This is a genomic window from Aestuariivirga sp. (assembly GCF_047600585.1).
GTDB lineage: Bacteria > Pseudomonadota > Alphaproteobacteria > Rhizobiales > Aestuariivirgaceae > Aestuariivirga.
On the sequence record NZ_JASGKP010000001.1, the window covers coordinates 3,517,786 to 3,540,075 of the forward strand.

At 63.8% G+C, this 22,290-nt stretch carries 21 protein-coding genes, 1 tRNA gene and 1 pseudogene; 6 read left to right on the forward strand and 17 right to left on the reverse strand.

What is annotated here, in order from left to right:
* Window position 1 precedes the first annotated feature (1 nt).
* The 4 genes from QM801_RS17260 to QM801_RS17275 all read right to left on the reverse strand — a co-directional run bounded on the left by QM801_RS17260 (window position 2) and on the right by QM801_RS17275 (window position 4,721).
* Entirely contained in the window at window positions 2–1,120 is a 1,119-nt protein-coding gene (locus QM801_RS17260) for an ABC transporter permease subunit (protein WP_415020443.1), read from the reverse strand.
* Window positions 1,113–2,036, reverse strand: coding sequence for an ABC transporter permease (locus QM801_RS17265; RefSeq protein WP_415020444.1), 924 nt, complete (start codon window positions 2,034–2,036; stop codon window positions 1,113–1,115). The genes QM801_RS17260 and QM801_RS17265 overlap by 8 nt, the downstream gene beginning before the upstream one ends.
* Before the next feature lie 58 nt (window positions 2,037–2,094).
* Complete coding sequence (locus tag QM801_RS17270; RefSeq protein ID WP_415020445.1) at window positions 2,095–3,672, reverse strand: peptide ABC transporter substrate-binding protein; 1,578 nt, start codon at window positions 3,670–3,672, stop codon at window positions 2,095–2,097.
* A gap of 197 nt (window positions 3,673–3,869) precedes the next feature.
* The gene (locus QM801_RS17275) at window positions 3,870–4,721 is read right to left on the reverse strand and encodes a shikimate dehydrogenase family protein (protein ID WP_415020446.1); all 852 of its coding nucleotides are present in this window, start codon (window positions 4,719–4,721) and stop codon (window positions 3,870–3,872) included.
* A 339-nt stretch (window positions 4,722–5,060) separates the two neighbouring features.
* Between QM801_RS17275 and QM801_RS17280 the strand changes: the two genes are divergently transcribed.
* Complete coding sequence (locus QM801_RS17280; protein ID WP_415020447.1) at window positions 5,061–6,386, forward strand: sensor histidine kinase; 1,326 nt, start codon at window positions 5,061–5,063, stop codon at window positions 6,384–6,386.
* A 178-nt stretch (window positions 6,387–6,564) separates the two neighbouring features.
* Window positions 6,565–6,768: a NepR family anti-sigma factor gene (locus QM801_RS17285; RefSeq protein ID WP_415020448.1), complete on the forward strand. Its 204-nt coding sequence runs from the start codon at window positions 6,565–6,567 to the stop codon at window positions 6,766–6,768.
* A gap of 13 nt (window positions 6,769–6,781) precedes the next feature.
* On the opposite strand, the gene QM801_RS17290 is transcribed toward QM801_RS17285, so the two are convergent.
* From QM801_RS17290 to QM801_RS17310, 5 genes are all read right to left on the reverse strand, one after another.
* Window positions 6,782–7,183: a low affinity iron permease family protein gene (locus QM801_RS17290; RefSeq protein ID WP_415020449.1), complete on the reverse strand. Its 402-nt coding sequence runs from the start codon at window positions 7,181–7,183 to the stop codon at window positions 6,782–6,784.
* A gap of 79 nt (window positions 7,184–7,262) precedes the next feature.
* Window positions 7,263–7,778 (reverse strand): ferritin-like domain-containing protein, encoded by a 516-nt coding sequence (locus tag QM801_RS17295; RefSeq protein WP_415020450.1) that lies wholly within the window; start codon window positions 7,776–7,778, stop codon window positions 7,263–7,265.
* A 110-nt stretch (window positions 7,779–7,888) separates the two neighbouring features.
* Entirely contained in the window at window positions 7,889–8,503 is a 615-nt protein-coding gene (locus QM801_RS17300; protein WP_415020451.1) for a YdeI/OmpD-associated family protein, read from the reverse strand.
* Between the two features lie 93 nt (window positions 8,504–8,596).
* Window positions 8,597–8,914: a hypothetical protein gene (locus QM801_RS17305; protein WP_415020452.1), complete on the reverse strand. Its 318-nt coding sequence runs from the start codon at window positions 8,912–8,914 to the stop codon at window positions 8,597–8,599.
* A 74-nt stretch (window positions 8,915–8,988) separates the two neighbouring features.
* Window positions 8,989–9,078 (reverse strand) — tRNA-Ser (locus tag QM801_RS17310).
* Between the two features lie 164 nt (window positions 9,079–9,242).
* On the opposite strand from QM801_RS17310, the gene msrA reads away from it, so the two are divergent.
* Genes msrA through QM801_RS17325 form a run of 3 tightly spaced genes read left to right on the forward strand, consistent with a single transcriptional unit; the run spans window position 9,243 to window position 11,695 of the window.
* Window positions 9,243–9,893 carry a peptide-methionine (S)-S-oxide reductase MsrA gene (gene msrA, locus QM801_RS17315; protein WP_415020453.1) on the forward strand — a complete coding sequence of 217 codons (651 nt, stop codon included), beginning with the start codon at window positions 9,243–9,245 and terminating at the stop codon, window positions 9,891–9,893.
* Window positions 9,894–9,931: 38 nt separating this feature from the next.
* Window positions 9,932–10,519 carry a MarR family winged helix-turn-helix transcriptional regulator gene (locus QM801_RS17320; protein ID WP_415020454.1) on the forward strand — a complete coding sequence of 196 codons (588 nt, stop codon included), beginning with the start codon at window positions 9,932–9,934 and terminating at the stop codon, window positions 10,517–10,519.
* A 54-nt stretch (window positions 10,520–10,573) separates the two neighbouring features.
* Window positions 10,574–11,695: a phosphatase PAP2 family protein gene (locus QM801_RS17325; RefSeq protein WP_415020455.1), complete on the forward strand. Its 1,122-nt coding sequence runs from the start codon at window positions 10,574–10,576 to the stop codon at window positions 11,693–11,695.
* On the opposite strand, the gene lepA is transcribed toward QM801_RS17325, so the two are convergent.
* The 4 genes and pseudogenes from lepA to choX all read right to left on the reverse strand — a co-directional run bounded on the left by lepA (window position 11,676) and on the right by choX (window position 16,743).
* Window positions 11,676–13,481, reverse strand: a complete 1,806-nt coding sequence (gene lepA / locus QM801_RS17330) for a translation elongation factor 4 (RefSeq protein ID WP_415020456.1) — start codon at window positions 13,479–13,481, stop codon at window positions 11,676–11,678. The genes QM801_RS17325 and lepA overlap by 20 nt on opposite strands.
* A 150-nt stretch (window positions 13,482–13,631) precedes the next feature.
* Window positions 13,632–14,823 (reverse strand): annotated as a pseudogene (gene choV, locus QM801_RS17335) (choline ABC transporter ATP-binding protein).
* Window positions 14,820–15,683: a choline ABC transporter permease subunit gene (gene choW, locus QM801_RS17340; RefSeq protein ID WP_415020457.1), complete on the reverse strand. Its 864-nt coding sequence runs from the start codon at window positions 15,681–15,683 to the stop codon at window positions 14,820–14,822. The pseudogene choV and the gene choW overlap by 4 nt, the downstream one beginning before the upstream one ends.
* Window positions 15,684–15,807: 124 nt before the next feature.
* Window positions 15,808–16,743: a choline ABC transporter substrate-binding protein gene (choX, locus tag QM801_RS17345; protein ID WP_415020458.1), complete on the reverse strand. Its 936-nt coding sequence runs from the start codon at window positions 16,741–16,743 to the stop codon at window positions 15,808–15,810.
* Between the two features lie 214 nt (window positions 16,744–16,957).
* Here choX and QM801_RS17350 point away from each other — a divergent pair, with 214 nt between their 5' ends.
* Window positions 16,958–17,947 carry a Gfo/Idh/MocA family protein gene (locus tag QM801_RS17350; protein ID WP_415020459.1) on the forward strand — a complete coding sequence of 330 codons (990 nt, stop codon included), beginning with the start codon at window positions 16,958–16,960 and terminating at the stop codon, window positions 17,945–17,947.
* Here the strand turns inward: QM801_RS17350 and QM801_RS17355 are convergent.
* From QM801_RS17355 to QM801_RS17370, 4 genes are all read right to left on the reverse strand, one after another.
* Window positions 17,944–18,792 (reverse strand): CDP-alcohol phosphatidyltransferase family protein, encoded by an 849-nt coding sequence (locus QM801_RS17355; RefSeq protein ID WP_415020460.1) that lies wholly within the window; start codon window positions 18,790–18,792, stop codon window positions 17,944–17,946. The genes QM801_RS17350 and QM801_RS17355 overlap by 4 nt on opposite strands.
* Entirely contained in the window at window positions 18,792–19,496 is a 705-nt protein-coding gene (locus QM801_RS17360; RefSeq protein ID WP_415020461.1) for a phosphatidylserine decarboxylase, read from the reverse strand. The genes QM801_RS17355 and QM801_RS17360 overlap by 1 nt, the downstream gene beginning before the upstream one ends.
* A gap of 111 nt (window positions 19,497–19,607) precedes the next feature.
* Window positions 19,608–20,045 (reverse strand): heavy metal-binding domain-containing protein, encoded by a 438-nt coding sequence (locus QM801_RS17365; protein ID WP_415020462.1) that lies wholly within the window; start codon window positions 20,043–20,045, stop codon window positions 19,608–19,610.
* A gap of 355 nt (window positions 20,046–20,400) precedes the next feature.
* A complete protein-coding gene (locus QM801_RS17370) occupies window positions 20,401–22,281 on the reverse strand; it encodes an ABCB family ABC transporter ATP-binding protein/permease (protein WP_415020948.1) in 1,881 nt (626 codons plus the stop codon).
* Between the last annotated feature and the right edge of the window lie 9 nt (window positions 22,282–22,290).

Genomic DNA, 22,290 nt, shown 5'->3' on the forward strand with positions numbered 1-22,290 from the left:
CTCAGCGGTCCTTCGGATCGAGCGCATCACGCAGGCCGTCGCCGATGAAGTTCAGCGCGAAGAGCGTGGAGGTGAGGAAGAGCGACGGGAAGATGAGCAGCCACTGGGCGCCGGGAATGCTCTTCGCCCCTTGCGAGATGAGCACACCCCAGCTGGAGAGCGGTTCCTGCACGCCGAGGCCGAGATAGGAGAGGAAGCTTTCGAGGATGATCACCTGCGGCACAAGCAGCGTCATGTAGATGACGACGGGCCCCAGGAGATTTGGTACCACGTGACGGATGAGGATGCCCCAACGGGTGACTCCGAGCGCCTCCGCCGCCTGGACATATTCCTGACGCTTGAGCGAAAGCGCCTGGCCCCGCACGATGCGCGCCATGTCGAGCCAGAGCACCGCACCCACGGCAAGGAACATGAGCACGAAATTCCGGCCGAAGAAGACGACCAGCATGATGACGAAGAAGATGAAGGGCAGCGAATACAGGATGTCGACGATGCGCATCATCACTTCATCCGTCTTGCCGCCCATGAGTCCTGCGGTGGCGCCATAGAGCACGCCGATCACCACAGCGACGACGCCGGCGAGGAGACCGATCGAGAGCGAGACGCGTCCCGCAATCAGGGTACGCTGCAGGAGGTCTCGGCCATTGCTGTCGGTGCCGAAGTAGAAATAGGTCTGCTTGACGTTGGCCGTCATGGTGGCTTCGAGGCCGTCGGCTGATGTTTCGGTGATGGCGCTATTCTCGAAGGCGTCGGAGCGGTCGAGATAGCGGGTGGTGCGAGGGTCGATGGGCTTGCTGGAGCGGATCCGCACCGTCACCGTTTCGCCTGCCTGCGACCACGAGACCACGTCGAGGCGGGCGCGGCGGAGCACATCCTTGAGAGCCGCTTCCACGGCATCGGCCTTGGGATAGGTCGAAAGTGACGGCGGCACGCGGGTATAGTCGGCATGGATGGTGGTGGGATCGTTGGGGGCCAGCATGGGCCCGAAGATGCAGGTGATGGCCATGAGCACGAGATAGACGAGGCTCACCATCGCCGCCCTGTTGCGGAGGAGGCGGGCCCTGGCATCGGCCCAGAGGGACCGCCCGGCCACGGGCTGCGCACGGGTGGCATCAGTCATAGCGCACCCGCGGATCGACCACGGCATAGAGCAGGTCGACGATCAGGTTGAAGAGAAGCGTGAAGATGGCGATCACCACCACCGTGCCCATGACAAGCGTGTAGTCGCGGTTGAGGGCTGCATCGACGAAGTAGCGTCCCACGCCCGGGATCGAGAAGATGTATTCGACGATGAGGGAGCCGGTGAGGAGCGAGGCCGCGGCTGGGCCCGCATAGGAGACAATCGGCAGCAGTGCCCCCCGCATGGCATGGCGGACGATGACGGAATAATCCGAGAGGCCCATGGCGCGGGCGGTGCGGATGTGATGGGCGCGGAGCGACTCGATCATCGAGCCGCGCATCAGGCGGGCGACGATGGCAAGCTGCGGCAGCATGAGGGTGAGGACGGGGCCCACCTTGTTGACGAAGGCGCCATCGCCCCAGCCGCCGACCGGTACCCATTTCAGGGTGAGGGCAAAGAACAACTGGAAGAGCGGCGCGATCACGAAGGTGGGGATGGTGCTGCCGGCGGTGGCCGTGGCGACGACGGCATAGTCGCCCGCGCGGTTCTGGTTCAGCGCGGCGATGATGCCGAGGATGCTGCCAAAGACAAGAGCGAGGATGAGGGCGGACGTGCCAAGCTGGATCGAGACGGGGAGCCCGGTGCGGAAGAGCTCGCCCACAGTGAAGTCCGGCAGGTTGTAGCTCGGGCCGAAATCACCGCGCAGCAGGTTGCCGAGATAGTTGAGGTACTGCTTCCACAGTGGAAGGTCGAGGCCGAACTGGCGTTCGAGATTGGCCTTGATGACGGGATTGAGGCCCTTCTCCTGATTGAAGGGGCCGCCCGGCGCCACGCGGATGAGGAAGAACGAGATCGTGACGATCACGAAGAGCGTCGGGATGGCGGTGAGCAGGCGGCGGAGTGCGTAGCGCAGCATGAGAAGAACTCAAGGCATCCGCCCCGGCCGTGGCCGGAGCGGACACTGTCATGTCGGATCAGTTCTTCTTGATGAAGCGCGTGGGATGGACGTCCATCACGTTGTCTTCCCAGCCCGAGAGCTTGGACGAAACGATGGTGTGGTAGCTGTAGAAGAGGAGCGGCACGAAGCACAGGTCACGGGCCACACCCATGGCCTCTGCTTCCTCCAGCTTCTTCATCCGGTCGTCACCGCCCTTGGCCGCCTCGGCGAGGAGCTTGTCATAGTCCGGGTTGGAATACTGGGCGTAGTTGTTGCCCGCACCCGTCTTGCAGAGATCGAGGAAGTTGCCGGGGTCCTTGTAGTCGGCGATCCAGCCGCCGCGGGCGATGTCGAAGTCACCCTTCTGCTCGAGGAAGCCGTAGTGCGTCTTGGTGTCGGTGTTGACCAGCGAGACTTCGACGCCGAGCGGCTTCAACTGTTCCTGGATCGCCACCGCGGTGTTCTTGTGGTTCTCCGATGTGTTGTAGCGGATCTCCATCTTCAGCGGCTTCTCGGGCGTATAACCCAGTTCCGTGAGAATCTTCTTGGCGTCGTCCTCGCGGTCGAGCTGGGTCTTCTCTGCGTAATCCGTGGGCTGGGCCTCGTAGCCGCTGATGCCGGGCGGCACCAGCGAATAGGCCGGCACCATGGTGTTCTGCCAAACCTTCTCGGCCAGATAGTCGCGGTCGATCGCCATGGAGATGGCGTGGCGGAGCTTGACGTTCTTCCACGGCTCCTTGTCGGTCTTGAAGACATAATAATAGGTGCCGAGATAGGGCCCGATGCGCACCTGGTCGCCGAACTTCGTCTTGAGCTCGGCAAGCTGCTCGGTGGGGATGTCGTCATTGGAATCGAGCTCGCCCGCCTCGAGGCGCTTCATGGCGGTGGAGCGGTCTTCCGTCGGGATGAAGTTGACGGTGTCGATCTGCACGTTGGCGGCATCGAAGAAGGTGGGGTTCTTGACGAGCTTGACATGATCGTTGGGGACGAACTCGGCCAGCATGTAGGCGCCGTTCGAGACGAGATTGCCGGGCTTGATGAAGTCGGCGCCGAACTTCTCGACGTTGGCCTTGCTGATGGCATAGGTGGCCTGATGGGTCAGCATCTCGAGGAAATAGGGCGTGGGCGCATTGAGCGTGACTTCGAAGGTCAGGTCATCGATCGCCTTCACGCCCAGTTCCTCCGGCTTCTTCTTGCCGGCGGTGATGTCCTCGGCGTTCACCACGGGGGCGAGCATGTAGGCATACTCGGCGGCCGTGTCCTTGTTGACGAGGCGTTGCCAGGAATAGACGAAGTCATTCGCTGTGACGGGCGTGCCGTCCGACCATTTGCCGTCGGCGCGGAGCTTGAAGGTGTAAACCTTGCCGTCAGGCGACATGGTGTAGCTTTCGGCCGCACCGGGGATGACATTGGCCTTGGCGTCCTGGGCCATGAGGCCGGTGAAGAGATCACGCAGGATGTTGGCTTCATAGACGGTGGAGGTCTTGTGCGGGTCGAGCGATTCCGGATCGGCCGAGTTGCCGCGGTTGAAGACGACTTCGGCAAAGGCGCCGGTGGCGGTGATGGCGAGGATGGCCGCGCCCGCCAAAAGGGATTTGAAGCTGAAGTGTTTCATGACGTGTGCTCCCAGTATTCACGCTTGGCCGGGTGAACGCCCCGGCCTTCATGGACACGAGCCTAGCACAGGTGAAAAGACTGTCACCCCCTTGGGAACCAAAGGTGAAACCGTCCTTGGTGATGGACCCGGTGTGCTGGAAACGCGGCCACAGCCTTCCGGTTGCAGCACCCGAGGACGGAAGCGTACTTTCGGATCTAACGCCCGAAGATCTCCACCAGCGCCTGCCGCATGCTGGCGGGATCGACATCGAGGCCGGTCCAGTACTTGAGGCCGATGACACCCTGGTTGACGAGCATGCCGAGGCCGTCAACCACGGTGCACCCTCGCGCCTTCGCATCCCGCAGGAAGCGCGTGTCCGGCGGATCGACGATCACGTCGCAGACGACCATGCCGGGCCGCAGTGAGGCCACGTCGATGTCGAGCGGCACATGACCGTTGCCGAGACCGATCGAAGTGGCGTTGACGACGATGCCCGTGCCGGAGGGAATGGCGTAAGTGCCGTTCCAGATCACCAGTTCGGCCTTCGCCTTCGTCTTTCCGTTGAGCAGGTCAACAAGTGGTGCTCCCCGCTCCGGCGAGCGGTTGACCACCGTGATGCTCCGCGCCCCGGCCAGCGCCAGTTCGACGCCGATGGCACGGGCGGCTCCACCTGCCCCGAACATGACAACCGACCGTCCCGCCGGATCCGTCACCGCGCGGAGCGAGGTGAGGAAGCCCTTGCCGTCGGTGTTCTCGCCGATGAATTTGCCGTCGCGCGCCACCGCACAGTTGACCGCACCGATGATCGCCGCACTTTCGCCGAGGCCATCGAGATGGGGGATTACCGCAACCTTGTGGGGGATGGAGCAGTTGAAGCCGCGCCAGCCCATGGCGCGGGCGCCCTTCACCGCGTCACCCAGATTGTCCGGTTCAACCTCGCAATTGATGTAGCGCCAGTTCAGCCCGTGGTGGCGGAAGGCGGCCTCGATCATGGCGACTGTCGGATTGCCCTCCGCGCCTTTCGAAAAGGAGCCGACGAGCTCTGCCCGGAATGACCGTTCTGCCATGTGTCGCTCCTCTCCTCACCCCGCTCGGCCGACGATAGGTCGAAAACAGGTCCACCGGAAGTCTGGTTGCGTGCAGCGCTGCGCGGCACTCGCGCCAGACGGGTGGTGCGTCAGAGACATGGCCGGTGGCCGGCGCCTGCCTCAGGATTTGCTGGTGAGTCGCCGCGATCCGGTGATAGGGTCCACAACGTCCCTGGACTCACGGGACGAGACCGCCAGACGCCTTGAAGGGTCCGGCAACACTGCCGCCCGCCGGGCGCGACAGAACCCCGTGACTTGCAAGGACAGAGTGTTGCCGAGGATCACCCGAAGACCGACTGAGATACAGGCGGCGTGCAGATGTGGATAGCCAGACGCCGGAGATGGCTTGAACGGAGCCCGCTCATCGGGCTTGCCGTGGCGGGCGGACTCATGGCTGCGGCGGTTGTGCTGAAACTGCTGCTCCCCAACCTTCCCACCCTTGCCATCTTCATTCCCGCCGTGATCGTAGGTGCCTTCCTGGGCGGCCGTGGTGTCGGCCTCGTGGCCCTCCTGCTCGGCACGGTGGCGAGCGCCTATTTCGTCTTCAACCCACCGCCGCCATCGACCTTCACCACCCAGACCGTCTCGGTCTTCGTCTTCATCATGGTGGGCGGCACCATCCTCTTCATCATCCACCTGCTCGACGAAGCCATTCGCCGTCTCGAGCGGGAACAGGCGCAATTGCGGCTGGAGCGCGCCAAGCTCGGGCTGTCGCTCAAGGCGGGCCGCGCCGCCACATGGAACATCACGCAATCGAAAATGCAGTGGGACAGGACCTTCTACGAGCTGGTGGGCCTGCCCTATTCCGACTCCGTGCCGACCGAATCCGAATTCTTCGCCATGGTCCACGACGACGACCGGGCGAAGATGACGGAAGCGCGGCAGTTGATGTCGCGCGGCCTCGAACCGAAGCCCAGCGATGAATACCGCCTGCGCCGGGCGGACGGGAGCTGGATCTGGCTCATCAATCACCGGGTGCAGATCGATGCCGAGAATTACGTCGGCCTCACCATCGACATCACCGAGCGGAAGCTGGCAGAGGAAAAGATCCACTTCCTCTTCCGCGAGCTGGTGCACCGGACACGCAACCAGTTCGCGGTGATCAATTCGATTGCCCGCGAGGTCTACAAGCAATCAGGGTCGATCACGGAATTCGAAAGCCTGTTCCGTCACCGCATGGTGGGGCTTGCCCGCTCGCAGGAGGCGGTGGGAAATGCCCAGGACAATCCGCTCTCGGCCATCGTCGCCGCACAGGCCGACATCTTTGGTCTCTCGTCGCGGATCGACATCAAGGGCGTTCCCATCCGGGTGAGCGAAACGGGCGCGCAGTATCTCTCGATCGCGCTCTACGAGCTCATCACCAATTCGATCAAGTACGGCGCCTTCACGGCGGGCGACGCCCGGATCGGCGTGGGCTGGACCGTGTCGGGCGACACGCTCGAGATTCTCTGGAGCGAGAACTGTTCCACTGCCAGCACCACCGCCCAGCCCTTTGCCGGCACCGGCTTCGGCGCGCGGGTGCTGAAGGATCTCACCGCCCAGGCGCTGGACGGGCAATCGGAGTATGAGGTGCGCGACGACGGAGTGCGCTGGTCGCTGACTGTGCCGCTGGGGCGCCACTTTCAGCACTGTGCCGGAGCGTGAGCGGCGGCCGCTTCAACCACCAGATGAAGGGGTGGCAGCCGCTCCACATCCCTGGCCTGCATGTTGCACGCGCAAGGGATCATTAAGCACGTTTGCCGAGTTTCGCGGTGGAAAAGCGCCGCACCCCGGAACCCCGTGATTTCAAATTGATTCTGTTCTCAGGAACGGTGGTGAACAGATGAAAAACCAGGAGCAGAAAAACCCCGCGCGGAGACGGGGACCCCGCGGGCGGGCAGCCCGGAGTGCCAGCCTCTACATCGGCACGCGGCTCAGGACCTTCTATGACGAGGTTCTGACAGAACCGATGCCGTCGCACTTCCGCGATCTGCTGACGCGGCTCGACCACGCCACCCGGAACGGCGACGAACAGGAGCGGTGCTGACGCCGCCTCCCTGTCACTTTGGTACATCCATGTGCGCGTTCATCTGCCGCGCGCGCGCCTTTGCGGCCAGGGCTTCGAACTGGCTCTTGATCTCGTCCAGTTCCTCCTGCGAGCGGTTCTCGAGATCGAGGTAGATGTTCTGGGCGCGCCCGATGGCGCGGATGATCTCATCGAGCTTGATCTGCAGCGCCAGGCCATCGCGGTTCTGGCTGTTCTGAATGACGAAGACCATGAGGAAGGTGACGATGGTGGTGCCGGTGTTCACCACCAACTGCCATTGCTGCGAATAGTGGAAGACCGGGCCGAGCACGGCCCAGATGACGATCGCCGCGGCGGCTGCACAGAAGGCTGTCGAGGTGCCGGCGAGCCGCGAGATCCGCGCAGCGACCTGCGCAAACGCCTTTTCGAAGTTCATCCCTGTGTGTCCATGGGAGCCGGGAGGATGCGAAGATCCTCCCGGCGGTTCAGTTCTTCAACACGCCGTCAAACACGTCTCAGGCGGCTTCCTCGGCCGACTGGTCCTTCTTCTCGGCCGTGGGATTGGCATCTTCCGCAAGACCGGTGAGCTTCTCGTCGGCGGCCTTCTCTTCCTCGAGGGTCTGCTCGAGCAGCGTCACCGCCTTGGTGAGGCCGAGTTCATTGGCCCAGGCGATGAGCGTGCCGTAGCGGGCGATTTCGTAGTGCTCGACGGCCTGGGCGCTGGCGATGAGGCCCACATCCATGATCGCATCCGTTTCGGCCTCTTCCATGATGTGGTCGCCTTCAGCCGCGAGGCCCTCGAGCGCTTCGCACTTCTTGGCGCGCGGCGTCTTGCCGAGAAGTTCGAAGACGTTCTCGAGACGCTCCACCTGGCCTTCGGTTTCCGCTGCATGATCGGTGAAGGCTTCGGCGAGCGCGGGCGTTGCCGCCTTCTTCGCCATCTTGGGCAGGATCTTGGTGAGCTTCTTCTCTGCGTAGTAGACGTCACGCAGCATGTCTTCGAACAGGGCGTCGAGTGTGGCGAGGGCCATGGGTGTCTCCTTCGTTGAAGTGCGTGGGCCTCAAATTCCCGTGACCTCCATTGGTTCCATGGAAGGACGCGGCGAACCGGGAAGTGTCCGGAAGGAAACAATCGCAGGGATCAGGTCTTTGCCTTTGCGGCCTTCGGTTGCCGCCACTGGTTTGCCCGCTCGTTGACGGCGGCGCGTTCGGCTGTTTCGGCAATGCGCCTGGCGCGGGTCTCCGCCGTCTTTGCATTCGCAATCCATTCGAGGATGCTGCGCTTCACCGAGCGCGGAAAGGCGTCGAAATGGGTTGCGGCGGTCTTGTGCTTGCGGAAGGCCGCAACGAGATCAGCGGGAAGCTCCAGCGCCTCCACTGCATCAAGCGCTGTCCATGTGCCGTCCTTCTGCGCCGCCTTCACCTTCGCGAGACCTGCGGCGGTCATGCGGCCTGAGGCGATCGCGGCCTCAACCCGTTCCTTGTTCAGCTTCGACCAGTTGGTGCCTGCCTTGCGGGGCGCGATCCACAGCATCGAACGATGCGCGTCGAGCTTGCCCGGCTTGCTGTCGATCCAGCCGAAGCAGAGCAGCTCTTCGACCAGTTCACCGTAGTCGAGGCGGACCTTTCCGCTCTCCTTCTTCCACAACACGAGCCACGTGCCCTCAGCCTTTTCATGATTGCGTGAGAGCCAGCCGCGCAAGTCCGCAAGCGTTTCGGGATGGATGGCGTTGGCGGGAAGAGTTGTCTTGGCCATGTCTCACGTCCTTCGCGAACATGCGCCATCCTTGCACGCCGCGCGGGTGCCGGACAAGAAAGCCGACGACGCCCGGGGGCGGAGGTCAGGTCACTACGGGTTCACACAGAAGGGAACGGTGACGGTGCAGGTGGCGGGGCCCACAACTTGATTGCCGTTGGCATCGATGGCAAGCGCGCCGCCGAGGCAGCTGGCGGTGCGCTGATCGAGCACCAGCTTGGCGCCGTATTGCTTGCGCAGCGCCTTGACCTTGCGCTGTGCGAGCTTGCTTGCCTGCTTGGAGGCCTTGGAGGGATCCTTGGACTTGGCGGTTTCCTGGATCACGCCGCAGAAGGCGTGCGCCGCCGGGGCAGCCATCACCAGACTGGAAAGAAGCGACAGGGACACTGCCGCCAGCCGAAAACGAGTCATTGCCATCCTCCGATACCCCCAGAAACTTTGATAGACGGGAAGGGAAGGCATGGCAAATCATAGCAATGTGGAGATGGCGGAAGAGGAGGGATTCGAACCCTCGTTACGCTTTCACGTAAACACGCGTTCCAGGCGTGCGCCTTAAACCACTCGGCCACCCTTCCGTTCGCGGAGGCTTATAGCCGGGGATTCGAAAGGTTCAAGGGTTGTTCACGCCCTCCTCAAGGGAAAGTGCGTTTTCGGCCAAAGGCTTTGATGCGCCGGCCCATGGCCATTTCTGTCCCCTCGCCCCATATGCTATTCCGTCAGACAGAAGGAGAAAGACCCCATGTTCTTCAAGCGCAAGGCAGAGATGATCGAAAAGGCCGCCGCCCTGCCGGGCCGGGCCGAGGCCATCCCAACGGCGGAGAAGCATTTCGTCTCCGGCCATGCCCTCAAGGGCCCCTATCCGGCGGGCAGCCGGACGGTGATCTTCGCCCTCGGCTGCTACTGGGGGGCGGAGCGCAAGTTCTGGCAGGTGCCGGGCGTGTGGGTGACGGCGGTCGGCAATGCCGGCGGCTTCACCCCCAATCCCACCTATGAGGAGGTCTGCTCTGGCGCCACCGGCCATGCCGAGTCGGTGCTGGTGGTCTATGACCCGAAGCAGGTCACCCTCGAGGCCCTGCTCAAGGTCTTCTGGGAGGCCCATGACCCCACTCAGGGCATGCGCCAGGGCAATGACGTGGGCACGCAATACCGCTCGGCCATCTACTGGACCGACCCTGCCGACGAGCCCGTCATCCGCGCGTCAAAAGCCATGTACCAGAAGGCGCTGGCCGAAAAGGGCCATGGCGCGATCACCACGGAGCTGGCCCCGGCCGGCCCCTTCTACTTCGCCGAGACCTACCACCAGCAATACCTGGCCAAGAACCCCGCGGGCTATTGCGGTTTGGGCGGCACGGGTGTCAGTTGCCCCATCGGCACGGGAATCACCGCCTGAGGCCCGCCGCCACCCACATCCGGGACTGACTTTGCACGATGGCCAGGGACGACAGCGACGACGACGACAGCCCTCCGGCCCTTGAGATCGCCACGCGGCTGGAGCGGCTCGGCCGCCTGCTCCGGCAGGCGGGCCATGCGGGAGGGCTGGTTCCCGCCCAGTGGGAGGTGCTGCGCTACCTCGCCCGGGCCAACCGCCTGTCGCGGTCGCCGGGGGCGGTGGCGCGCTATCTCGGCACCACCAAGGGCACCGTCTCCCAGAGCCTGCTCACCCTCACCAGGAAGGGCCTCGTCACCCGCCGCACCAGTGCGGTGGACGAGCGCCAGGTGCTGCTCGACCTGACCGAGGCGGGACGGGCCAAGCTTGTTTCCGACCCTCTGCAGGCGCTGGCCCGTGACCTGGATGGCCTCGGTGGCAAGACGAGGCGCCGCTTCGCCCGCGGCCTTTCGGAACTGCTGGGGCATGAAATCGACCGCCAGAAGGCCGCCCGCTTCGGCACCTGCGAGGGCTGTGCCCACCGGGCGGAACAGGACGGCGGGCCCGCCTGCCGGATCGACAAGGCCCCGCTCGACAGCACCGAGCAGAACCTGCTCTGCGCCAGCTTCACATTGGAAAAAGGCGCTTAACCCCGCTTTTACAGGCGGCGGTCTAGCCTCCCTCACCCTGGGAGAGCGCCATCCATGTCCGTCACCACGCTGCAGCCATCCGGCGTTTCACTGATCCGCTTCGGCGACTATGGCCGCGACATCGCCGCCGCCGTCCGGGCGGGCTTCACCAGCCATCGCGTCGTCTATGCCATCGCCACCCTCGCCTATGTCTGGGGCATCATCGAGTGCAGCCTCGTGGGCCTCCCCGTCAACTATGGCCTCGTCTCGCTCGTCTCGGGCACATCGCTGCTCTTCCTCGGCGTGCTGATCGGCGCCTGGCTCGCCTTCGATCTCGTGCGCCTGTGGCGTGCGGGCTATGACGGCCGCCCCTCGATTGCGCTCCTCCACCGCCTGCAGACCGACATCCTCGCGCCCACCCGCATCGCCAACGCGCTCCATGCCTTCCTCGCCAACGGCATCTTTTTCGTGGGCTTCATCGCCATCAAGAAATCGATCCCGCTCGCCGTGCCCTTCTCCTGGGACCAGACACTGATGGAGACGGACAAGCTCATCCACGGCGGCACGCTGCCTCATGACTGGCTGATGCCGCTCGTCGGTTCGCCCGCGGCGCTCTTCTTCATCAACGTCAGCTATAATCTCTGGTTCGTCGTCCTGCTCTTCTGCTTCTTCTGGTTCGGCTATGCCAAGACGGATTCACGCCTGCGCCAGCGCTACCTCATCGCCTATCTGAGCCTGTGGCTTTTGGGCACCTGCGTGCTGGGCACGGTGTTTTCCTCGGCAGGTCCCTGCTTCTACGGCTTCACCGTTGCAGGCGTGAACCCCTATGCCGATCTGCTCGCCACGCTGAAGGCGGCGAATGACATCTATCCCATCTGGGCGGTGCCGACACAGGAGACCCTGTGGCAGAGCCATCTTGCGGGCCACGGCGAAGTGGAGGGCGTCTCCGCCATGCCGTCGCTCCATGTGGCGACAAGCGTGCTCTTCATCCTGCAGGCCAGGGCCTGGGGAAAGCGCTGGGCCGTGTGGTTCACCGGGCCCTTTGCGCTTCTCATCCTCATGGGTTCGGTCGTGCTCGGCTGGCACTATGCCGTCGACGGCTATGCCGGTGCCGTGATCGCGCTTCTCTGCTGGTGGATGGCCGGCAAGCTCGCGCCTGCCGAAGAAAAGGCGGAACTCAGTTCTCGTCCATCTTAAGGGCGGAGATGAAGGCTTCCTGCGGGATGTCGACCTTGCCGAACTGCCGCATCTTCTTCTTGCCTTCCTTTTGCTTGTCGAGAAGCTTGCGTTTGCGCGAGATGTCGCCGCCGTAGCACTTGGCGGTCACGTCCTTGCGCATGGCCGAGATCGTCTCGCGCGCCACGATCTTGCCGCCGATCGCCGCCTGCACGGGGATCTGGAACATGTGGCGCGGAATCAGCTCCTTCAGCTTCTCGCACATGACGCGGCCACGCTGCTCGGCGCGCGAGCGGTGCACCACCATGGAGAGCGCGTCCACCGGCTCGGTGTTGACGAGGATGCTGAGCTTGACGAGATCGGCCTCCTCGTAGTCGGTCATCTTGTAATCGAAGCTGGCATAGCCGCGCGACACCGACTTGAGGCGGTCGTAGAAATCGAACACCACTTCGTTGAGCGGCAGCTCATAGACCACCATGGCGCGGGCACCGGCATAGGTGAGCTGCTTCTGGCGGCCGCGGCGGTCGGTGCAGAGCTTCAGGACAGACCCGAGGAATTCGTCCGGCACGAAGATCGTCGCCTCGATCCACGGCTCTTCCATGGATTCGATCAGCGAGACATCCGGCATGTCGGCGGGATTGTGCATGCTGATCTGGGTGCCGTCGCGCATGTTGATCTTGTAGATGACCGACGGCGCGGTGGTGATGATCTCGACGTTGAACTCGCGTTCGATCCGTTCACGGATGATTTCGAGATGAAGGAGGCCGAGGAAGCCGCAGCGGAAGCCGAAGCCCAGTGCCGCCGAGGTTTCCATCTCATAGGTGAAGCTTGCGTCATTGAGGCGGAGCTTGCCCATTGCATCGCGCAGGTCCTCGAACTCCGAGGCATCGACGGGGAAGAAGCCGGCGAAGACCACCGACTGGGCTTCCTTGAAGTCCGGCAGTGGTTCGGCAGTGGGGTTCTTCTCTTCGGTGATGGTGTCGCCGACGCGCGTGTCGGCCACTTCCTTGATGGCGGCGGTGAAGAAGCCGATCTCGCCCGGGCCCAGTTCGGCCACGGTTTCCTTCTTGGGGCGCGAGACGCCGACGCGCTCGATGGTATAGAGCCCGCCCGTTCCCATCATCTTGACCTTCATGCCCTTCTTGAGCACGCCGTCCTTGATGCGCACGAGCACGACGACGCCGAGGTAGGGGTCGTACCAGGAATCGACGAGCAGGGCCTTGAGCGGCGCATCCGCATTGCCCTTGGGCGGCGGCAGGCGGGTGACGATCGCCTCCAGCACGTCCGGCACGCCAAGGCCGGTCTTGGCCGAGATCAGCACTGATTCGGAGGCGTCGATGCCGATCACGTCCTCGATCTGCTGCTTGATGCGCTCGGGCTCGGCGGCGGGCAGGTCGACCTTGTTGAGGACGGGCACGATCTCGAGATTGGCATTGATCGCCTGATAGACGTTGGCGAGCGTCTGGGCTTCCACCCCTTGCGAAGCGTCGACCACCAGCAGGGCGCCTTCGCAGGCGGCGAGCGAGCGCGACACTTCGTAGGCGAAGTCCACGTGCCCGGGGGTGTCGATCAGGTTCAGCACATAGGTCTTGCCGTCCTTGGCCTTGTAGTCGAGGCGGACGGTGTTGGCCTTGATGGTGATGCCGCGTTCCCGTTCCAGTTCCATCGAGTCGAGGATCTGGTCCTGCATCTCACGGTCGGACACGGCGCCGGTCAGCTGGATCAGGCGGTCTGCCAGCGTGGACTTGCCGTGGTCGATGTGGGCGACAATGGAAAAATTGCGGATGAGGGAAGGATCGATGGTCATGTCTCAGGAATCTGCCGGGTCGCAGGGGCCGGGCGAACCGGTGAACCTGCCGTTGCGCGCTCTTTGGCAGGGTAAGCCCGCGGAATCAAGCAAACCCGGCAGGCTGCGGCCCCGGGTGCAGGTTCCGGCGGTCCGGACAGGGTTAAGGCCCTAATCCTGGCGTTTCAGCACCGCCTGCAGCACGTCGCTGACGCCGATGGCGCCGGCAAAGGTGTTGTCCTCGTTGAAGAGGGCAACGGGGGCCGTTTCCGAGCGGTGCATGGCCAGCATGACGGTTTTGAGCGAGGTGCCGGGCGTGGCCCAGAACACGGGCCTGGTCTTGGGGTCGAAGGCCTTGTCCGCCTCGGCGCAGGAAATCCAGCTTGCGGGGCCGCCGTCGCGCTCCACCACGGTGACGCGGTTGTCCGGCCCCAGCTTGAAGCGGGTGGTCTTGCGGCGGTCGAGCCAGAATCCAGCCGCCCTTGTCGGTGGCGAGTTCGTGGGTTGCCCGCATCACGTTCCAGGCGGTCAGCACCGAGAGCGGGTTCACATTGGCAATAAAGTCGCGCACATAGTCGTTGGCGGGTCGGAGCACGATGTCCTCGGGCCGGCCCGACTGGACGATGCGGCCGCCCTCCATGATGGTGATGGTGTTGCCGAGCTTGAGGGCTTCTTCGAGGTCATGGCTGACGAAGACGATGGTCTTCTTCAGTTCCTTCTGCAATTGCAGCAGCTCGTCCTGCAGCTTGGTGCGGATCAGCGGATCGAGCGCTGAGAAGGGCTCGTCCATGAGCAGGATCGGCGCTTCCGTCGCAAAGGCGCGGGCAAGGCCGACGCGCTGCTGCATGCCGCCCGACAGTTCGTGCACGTATTTGCCGGCCCAGTTCTCGAGGCCGACAAGCTTCAGCTGCTTGTCGACGCGGGCCTTGCGCTCCTCATCCGGTACGCCCGCCAGTTCAAGACCGAAGCCCGCGTTCTCGGCCACGGTGCGCCAGGGGAGCAGCGCGAACTGCTGGAAGACCATGGCCACCGCATGCTGGCGGACATCGCGCAGTTCTTCCGCCGAACACGAGACCACATCGACCATGCGGCCCTTGTGGTTCACCAGCACTTCGCCGCGCGTCACCTTGTTGAGGCCGTTGACGGCGCGGAGCAGCGTCGACTTGCCCGAGCCCGAGAGACCCATGAGCACGCTGATCTCGCCTTCGCGCACCTGCAGGCTGGCGCCTGCCGCACCCAGCACCGAGCCCGTTGCGGCGAGAATGTCGGCGCGGCTCTTGCCCGCATCGAGCATCGACAAGGCCGTCGCGGTCTTGTCGCCGAAGATGATGTCAACGTTCCGGAATTCGACCGCGGTTGTCATTTGCGGCCTCCATGCTTCACGGCGAGGACACGGTCGAGGATGATCGCCAGCACGACGATCGCGAGGCCCGCCTCAATGCCGAGCGGAATGTTGCGGTTGTTGAGCGCGCGGTTGACCGGATTGCCGAGCGATGGCGCGCCGATCAGGGTGGCGATCACCACCATCGAGAGCGAGAGCATGATGCACTGGGTGAGGCCCGCCATGATGGTGGGCAGCGCCGCCGGCAGTTCCACCTTCCACAGCAGCTGCCGCTTGGTGGCGCCGAAGCTTTCACCCGCCTCGATCATCGGCCGCGGGATCGAGGTGATGCCGAGATAGGTCATGCGCACGGGCGCAGGCATGGCGAAGATGATGGTGACGATGAGGGCAGGGGCGGCACCAAGCCCGAAGAGGATGAGGATGGGAATGAGATAGACGAAGGTGGGCATGGTCTGCATCAGGTCGAGGACCGGCTGCAACGTCTGCCAGACCCGCGGCTTGTGGGCGGCCCAGATGCCGAGCGGCACGCCGACCGCCATGGAAAGTGCCGTCGAATAAAGCACCAGCACCAGCGTCTGCACCGTTTCCTTCCACAGGCCCTGATTGAGGATGAAGAGCAGGCCGAGGAGGACGCCGACGGTGAGCACCTTGGATTTCTGCATGAACCAGGCGGCGGCGGTGAGGAGCAGCGCCAGCACGATCGGCGGGCACTGGAGCAGGATCCAGGTCGTGCCTTCGACCAGCGCGTTCAGCCCGTTCTTCAGGGCATCGAACAGCCACTCGAACCAGGTGATGACGAAATCGATCAGGTCCTTCCCCAGAGGACCCACCGGAATCTTGTTCGCCTTGTCGGCGATCCAGAGAGAAATGGGATCGTTCATGGCCCCTCGCGCCCACCTAAGACATGATCTGTGAAGACGTGCCCCGTCGGAAGAATCGGCCTGTGGTTGCAGGCCTGAAGACGGAAACGGCGCGGAGGATGTCCGCGCCGTTTGTTGTCCGGGATTACTTCAGCAGCGCCTGGGCTGCGGCCTTGGCGTCGCCACCGTCGATGGTGGTGACACCCTCGAGCCAGGCGTTGATGGAATCGGGATTGGCCTTGATCCACTCAAGCGCCACTTCCTTCGGATCCTTGCCGTCCTTCAGCACGGGGGCCATCATCTCGCCTTCCATCTTCAGGTTGAAGCGGAGGTTGGAGACGAGCTTGCCGGCGTTCGGGCATTCGTTGAGGTAGCCGGCGCGGACGTTGGTGTAGACCTTGGCGGGGCCGAAGCCGTAATCACCCACGCCGTCGAGATAGGCGATCTTCATCTCACCCATGACCGGGTGCGGCGTCCAGCCGAGGAAGAGGATCCACTCGTTGTTCTTCATCGCCTTCTCGGCTTCGGTCAGCATGCCTGCTTCCGAACTTTCAACCAGTTCCCAGCCGGCGAGGTTGTTCTTGGCGTCGCCGATGATCGTCGAGATGATGCGGTTGCCGTCGTTGCCGGATTCGATGCCGTAGAACTTGCCGCCGAACTTGTCCTTGTTGGCGGCGAGGTCGGAGATCGACTTGATGCCGGCGTCGGCCACGTATTGCGGCACGACGATGCCGTAGCCCGCGCCTTCAAGGTTCGGCGGCTGCAGCTGCTCCACCGACTTGTCGTCGAAGTAGGGCTTCACGTCGGCGGTCATGGAGGGCATCCAGTTGCCGAGGAAGACGTCGATGTCCTTGTTCTTGAGCGAGGCGTAGGTGACCGGCACCGACAGCGTCTTCACTTCCGACTGGTAGCCCAGCGCATCGAAGAGCGAGGAGGCGATGCCGGTGATCACCTGGATGTCGGTCCAGCCCACGTCGGCAAAGCGCACGGCCTTGCAGCTGTCGGCATCGCCCGCCTGGGCGTTCGAGGCGAAAACAGCCACGAATCCGGCGGCGGCCAGCAATGACTTGGCAAAGTTCATGATTTGTAACTCCCTGTAAATTTCTTGTTTCTTGGGGCCGCGGCTCTCCGCGGACCTGATGTGCCGATGTAAGACCCTGCGGGGGCGGAGCGTCAAGGTAAGATGCGCCTTTCCAGAGGCCCGGAACGACGCTTAACCTTGACGCCGCAATCGGCCATAACAGCGACCGCACGGAAGAACCGGGCAGACAACCGGGGCCACAGGGAGAAACAGGATGAAGAAGATCAGGTGGGGCATCATTTCCACGGCGAATATCGGCGTGGCCAAGGTCATTCCCGGCATGCTGAAGAGCAGCGAGCTGGAGGTGGCGGCGATTTCGTCCCGGAAACTCTCCACCGCCAAAACCTGGGCGGCGAAGCTGGGGATTCCAAAGGCTTACGGCTCCTATGAGGAGATGCTGGCGGACCCGGATATTGACGCTGTCTACAATCCCCTGCCGAACCACCTGCACGTGCCGCTGACGCTCGCTGCAGCCAAGGCGGGAAAGCACGTGCTGTGCGAGAAGCCCATCGCCATCACGGCCAAGGAGGCAACGAAGCTCCGCAAGATCCCGAAGAAGATCATCGTGGCGGAAGCCTTCATGGTGCGCCACGCGCTGCAGTGGCTCGAGGCGCGCCGCCGCGTCAAGGCGGGCGAGATCGGCGAGGTGCGGGCGATCCAGGTGATGTTCAGCTACTTCAACCGCGATGCCGCGAACGTGCGCAACATGGCGGACATCGGCGGCGGTGGCCTGCTCGACATCGGCTGCTATCCCATCACCGTGTCGCGCTATATCTTCGGGGCGGAGCCGACGCGGGTTGCCGCGACGATCGACTACGATCCCAAGTTCAAGACCGACCGTCTGGTGGGCGGCCTCGCCGACTTTGGCAAGGGCCGCCACCTGAGCTTCACCGTCTCGACCCAGCTTGCTCCCTTCCAGCGGGTGCAGATCATGGGCACCAAGGGCCGCATCGAGGTGGAGATTCCCTTCAATGCGCCGCCCGACAAGCCGAACCGCATCTTCGTGCAGGGCATGGACATGAATGTGGGGGAATGGGTCTCGCTGCCGGTCACAGACCAGTACATGCTCGAGGCGGAAGCCTTCGGCCGCGTCATCCGCAAGGAAGAGAAGCATGTCTGGGGCATCGAGGATGCGATCCAGAGCATGAAGATCATCGATGCCTTCTTCAAGGCCGGCAAGACCGGCAAGTGGGAGAAGGTCTAACCCTGAGGCGGCGACTCGCCCGGCGGCTGGCTTTCGGCCGCTGACGCAGACTGGGTCTGGAGCTGGGCCTGCAGTTTGCGCTTCTGCCGGTAGTAGCTTGCTGCACCGACCGGCAGGAGCGCCACATAGACGGCCGCCGACAGCACCATGGTTTCCCACGGGAAGGTGATGAGGCAGACGACGAAGAGCGCGCCCGCCGCAAGGATGGGCAGCACCAGCTCGCGCGGCACCTGGGTGACCGACTTGCCCGAGAAGGTGGGAACGCGGCTCACCATCAGCACGGCGATCGCCACGATGTAGATGGCGACGGGCTTTGCCACGGTGTGGCCGTCGGGCACGATGTCGAGGAAGCCCAGATACATGGGCGCCATGGCGAGGCCCGCACCCGCAGGCGCAGGGATGCCGGTGAAATAGGCGTTCGCAAAGGCCGGCTTGTTCGGGTCTTCCAGCGCCACGTTGAAGCGGGCGAGGCGGAGCGCGCAGGCCATGGACAGCATGAGCGCCACGATCCAGCCCGCAGGCTTCATGGCATTGAGCGACCAGACATAGATGAGGATGGCGGGCGCCACACCGAAGTTGACGAAGTCGGCCAGCGAATCGAGTTCGGCGCCGAAGCGAGAGGTGCCCTTGAGAAGGCGGGCAAGACGGCCGTCGATGGCGTCGAGCACGCAGGCGAGAATGACTGCCGCAACCGCCACCTGATAGCGCCCTTCGACGGCGAGGCGGATGGCCGTGACGCCGCTGCACAGCGCCAGCAGCGTGATGAGATTGGGCAGGAGGAAGCGCACCGGCACGGGCCGGAAGCTCCGTGCGGGCGGCGGGTGATGCGGCTCGTTGCCCTGCATCAGCTCTTGCGTCCCTCGCGCTGGGCTTCGGTCGCGGTGAGATCGGCCAGCACGGTTTCACCGGCGATGGCGCGCTGGCCGAGACAGGCGAGCGGCTTCACCGTGGTGGGCAGGAAGACATCGACGCGGCTGCCGAAGCGGATCAGACCGAAGCGCTGGCCCACGTTGAGGCGCTCGCCTTCGTCCACGAACTTGACGATACGGCGGGCGATGAGGCCCGCGATCTGCACGACGCCGATGCGCGTGCCGTCATCAAGCTCGAGGGTGAGGGCCTGGCGTTCGTTGTCCTCGCTCGCCTTGTCGAGTTCGGCGTTGAGGAAGGCGCCCGGGACATAGGCGATGCGGGTGAGGCGGGCCTCCAGCGGACTGCGGTTCACGTGCACGTCGAAGACGTTCATGAAGACCGAGATGCGCACATGCGGTTCGCGCGGCAGGTCAAGCTCGGGCGGCGGGATGACGGTGGAGATGGAGCTGATGCGGCCGTCGGCGGGCGAGATGACAAGGCCCTTTCGCAGCGGCGTCACCCGCTCGGGATCGCGGAAGAAATAGGCGCACCACAGGGTGAAGACCACGCCCACCCAGGCGGCCGGGTTCCAGCCCACGAGGAAAAGGACGAGAGTGATGGCGGCGGCGCCGAGCACGAAGGGGTAACCTTCCCGGTGAACGGGCGCGAGCGAAGTGGTGATGCTTGTGACAATGTTCATGATCCGCGCCCCTTACAGCATGTGGGGTGAAAATAAAAGAAACTGCCGCAGGGCCCCCGGCCGTGCGGCAGCTTCGTCGTGCCCCCTTGGAAAGAGGAAATCTTGAAGCCTTCAACCGGCCATGCGGCGGAAGGGCAGGATGACCGCGCCGGCATCGTTGGCGGCGGCCATTGCAGGCAGCAGGGCCGGCTGGATGACCGGCAGAACCGGGACCGGAGCAGCGGCGGGTGCAGTCGCCGAGGTCTTTACTGCGGTGCCCATGGCGCTGGCCGAAAAGAGGCCGGCACCCATCTCCACGATTTCGAAGCGCATGCCGACGATGGCATCGGCGCCCATGGCTTCGGCCTGAAGGACCAGTGCCTTCTCGGCGTCTTCACGGGCCTTGTTCAGGCCCTCGGCCACGTCGGCCGTCGTCATGTATTCGACCGCGCGAATGCCGCCGCGGCTGAACTTCTTGAGGCCGCGCGACCAGACGATGGTGCCGCGGACCACGCCGAGGGTCTCGTCCACCTGACGCCCGGCAATTGTCTCCAGAGTTGATACTCGCATTTGACTTCCCCGAATTCTGTGTCGGCGCCTGCCCCTTTCGATCAGGGGCTTGGAGCCTGAGTGGTGCACGTTTCTCCGTGCTGATGGGGAGAAGATGCGCCCGAAGCCGTAAACAAGCGTAAATTGATTCGAATTTTCAGCAATTTGGTGGGGATTCCGAAAGGCAGCGTTAACAGCCGCCTCGCCTGCGTGGTTTCGCAAATCTTGATTCAGGGGGTGTTTACCGTAACACCCGGGAAGACCGTCATCCTCCACGCATGTGGAGGATGAGTCTTTGCCGAAAGCGCAATCAGCAGGAGGCTGTGATCCAAGACTCGCGGCCCACATGCGTGGGCCGTGACGGCAAAAAGGTGGCTTACGTATGGGTCTGCAGCGCCAGTTGCTCGGCCGTGGGGCCGCGCAGGTCGAGGTTCTCTGCGAGCTTGCGGCGCGCTTCGTCGGCCTCGCGCTGGCGGTTCCACATGGCGGCATAGAGGCCCTTCTTGCGCAGGAGGCCGCTGTGGGTGCCGCGCTCGGCGATCACGCCCTTGTCGAGCACGATGATCTCGTCGGCATCGATGACGGTGGAAAGGCGGTGCGCGATCACCACGGTGGTGCGGTCGCGCGAGACCTGCTTCAGCGCAACCTGTATTTCCTGCTCGGTGAAGGTGTCGAGGGCCGAGGTCGCCTCGTCGAGGACGAGGATCGGCGGCCCCTTGAGAATGGTGCGGGCAATCGAGACGCGCTGCTTCTCGCCGCCCGAGAGCTTGAGGCCGCGCTCGCCCACCACCGTGTCGTAGCCCTGGGGCAGCGACATGACGAAGTCGTGGATCTGGGCAAGGCGGGCCGCCTCTTCGATTTCGGCAGTGCTGGCGCCGGGGCGGCCATAGGCAATGTTGTAGCGGATGGTGTCGTTGAAGAGCACGGTGTCCTGCGGCACCATGCCGAGCGCACGGCGCAGGCTTTCCTGGGTCACGCCCTGGATGTCCTGCCCGTCGATGCTGATGCGCCCCGAGGTGACGTCGTAGAAGCGGAAGATGAGGCGCGAGATCGTCGACTTGCCCGCCCCTGAGGGACCGACGATGGCCACCGTCTTGCCGGCGGGCACGGTGAAGGAGATGCCGCGCAGGATGGGGCGCTCTTCGTCATAGGCGAAGCGCACGTCATCGAAGACGATCTCGCCCTTGCCGGGCACAAAGGTCTTGGCGCCGGGGCGGTCGGCAATCGCGGTGTTCTCGCGCAGGATCGAGAACATGCCTTCGACATCGATGAGGCCCTGCTTGATCTCGCGGTAGGAGGAGCCGATGAAGTTGAGCGGCATGTAGAGTTGGATCATCAGCGCGTTCACCATGACGAAGTCGCCGATGGTCAGCGTGCCAGCGAGGATCTCGCGCGCCGCCATCACCATGACGAGGGTGAGGCCGATGGAATAGATGATCGCCTGCCCGGCGTTGAGCACGGCCAGCGACACCCAGGTCTTGACCGCGGCCTTCTCGTAGCGCGCCATGGCGACGTCGTAGCGGTCGGCCTCGTGGCGTTCGTTGCCGAAGTACTTCACCGTCTCGAAGTTGAGCAGGCTGTCGATCGCCTTGGTGCCGGCATCGTTGTCGGCCTCGTTCATGGTGCGGCGGATGCCGATGCGGCGTTCCGTGGCCCAATAGGTGAAGCCGATGTAGGCAATCACCGTGGCAACGACGACCCAGACATAGAGATGCCCGAAGGAATACGAGATGACGCCGCAAACCAGCGCAATCTCGAGCGCTGTCGGGAAAGTATTGAAAAGGGCGAAGCGCAGGACCGAATCCACCCCGTTGATGCCGCGCGAGATGATGCGCGAGAGCGCGCCGGTGCGGCGGCCGAGATGGAAGGAGAGCGAGAGCTGGTGCAGGTGGCGGAAGGTTTCGTTGGAGAGCTGGCGCACCGCGCGCTGGCCCACCTTCGAGAAGATGGCATCGCGCATCTGGGCGAAGACCACCATGAGGATACGGCCCACGCCATAGGCCAGCACCATGAAGATCGGCACCGAGAGCAGCGCCACCTCCACGCCCGACTTGGCAGTGAGGGCATCGGTTGCGGCCTTGAAGGCGTAGGGCGTCACCACCGTCACGAGCTTGGAGGCCACCAGCAGCAGCATGGCGATCACAACGCGGATCTTGAGATCCATGCGCCCCACCGGCCAGAGATAGGGCATCAGATGCTTCATGGTTTGCCACTGACTGGCGTCAGCAGCTTGCCCGTCGGCGGGCGTGGCCGTCATGCGTCTCAT

Coding starts and splice junctions, on each gene's coding strand:
- QM801_RS17260 (WP_415020443.1), bottom strand. CDS start 1,120: ATGACTGATGCCACCCGTGCGCAGCCCGTGGCCGGGCGGTCCCTCTGG.
- QM801_RS17265 (WP_415020444.1), bottom strand. CDS start 2,036: ATGCTGCGCTACGCACTCCGCCGCCTGCTCACCGCCATCCCGACGCTC.
- QM801_RS17270 (WP_415020445.1), bottom strand. CDS start 3,672: ATGAAACACTTCAGCTTCAAATCCCTTTTGGCGGGCGCGGCCATCCTC.
- QM801_RS17275 (WP_415020446.1), bottom strand. CDS start 4,721: ATGGCAGAACGGTCATTCCGGGCAGAGCTCGTCGGCTCCTTTTCGAAA.
- QM801_RS17280 (WP_415020447.1), top strand. CDS start 5,061: ATGTGGATAGCCAGACGCCGGAGATGGCTTGAACGGAGCCCGCTCATC.
- QM801_RS17285 (WP_415020448.1), top strand. CDS start 6,565: ATGAAAAACCAGGAGCAGAAAAACCCCGCGCGGAGACGGGGACCCCGC.
- QM801_RS17290 (WP_415020449.1), bottom strand. CDS start 7,183: ATGAACTTCGAAAAGGCGTTTGCGCAGGTCGCTGCGCGGATCTCGCGG.
- QM801_RS17295 (WP_415020450.1), bottom strand. CDS start 7,778: ATGGCCCTCGCCACACTCGACGCCCTGTTCGAAGACATGCTGCGTGAC.
- QM801_RS17300 (WP_415020451.1), bottom strand. CDS start 8,503: ATGGCCAAGACAACTCTTCCCGCCAACGCCATCCATCCCGAAACGCTT.
- QM801_RS17305 (WP_415020452.1), bottom strand. CDS start 8,914: ATGACTCGTTTTCGGCTGGCGGCAGTGTCCCTGTCGCTTCTTTCCAGT.
- msrA (WP_415020453.1), top strand. CDS start 9,243: ATGTTCTTCAAGCGCAAGGCAGAGATGATCGAAAAGGCCGCCGCCCTG.
- QM801_RS17320 (WP_415020454.1), top strand. CDS start 9,932: ATGGCCAGGGACGACAGCGACGACGACGACAGCCCTCCGGCCCTTGAG.
- QM801_RS17325 (WP_415020455.1), top strand. CDS start 10,574: ATGTCCGTCACCACGCTGCAGCCATCCGGCGTTTCACTGATCCGCTTC.
- lepA (WP_415020456.1), bottom strand. CDS start 13,481: ATGACCATCGATCCTTCCCTCATCCGCAATTTTTCCATTGTCGCCCAC.
- choW (WP_415020457.1), bottom strand. CDS start 15,683: ATGAACGATCCCATTTCTCTCTGGATCGCCGACAAGGCGAACAAGATT.
- choX (WP_415020458.1), bottom strand. CDS start 16,743: ATGAACTTTGCCAAGTCATTGCTGGCCGCCGCCGGATTCGTGGCTGTT.
- QM801_RS17350 (WP_415020459.1), top strand. CDS start 16,958: ATGAAGAAGATCAGGTGGGGCATCATTTCCACGGCGAATATCGGCGTG.
- QM801_RS17355 (WP_415020460.1), bottom strand. CDS start 18,792: ATGCAGGGCAACGAGCCGCATCACCCGCCGCCCGCACGGAGCTTCCGG.
- QM801_RS17360 (WP_415020461.1), bottom strand. CDS start 19,496: ATGAACATTGTCACAAGCATCACCACTTCGCTCGCGCCCGTTCACCGG.
- QM801_RS17365 (WP_415020462.1), bottom strand. CDS start 20,045: ATGCGAGTATCAACTCTGGAGACAATTGCCGGGCGTCAGGTGGACGAG.
- QM801_RS17370 (WP_415020948.1), bottom strand. CDS start 22,281: ATGACGGCCACGCCCGCCGACGGGCAAGCTGCTGACGCCAGTCAGTGG.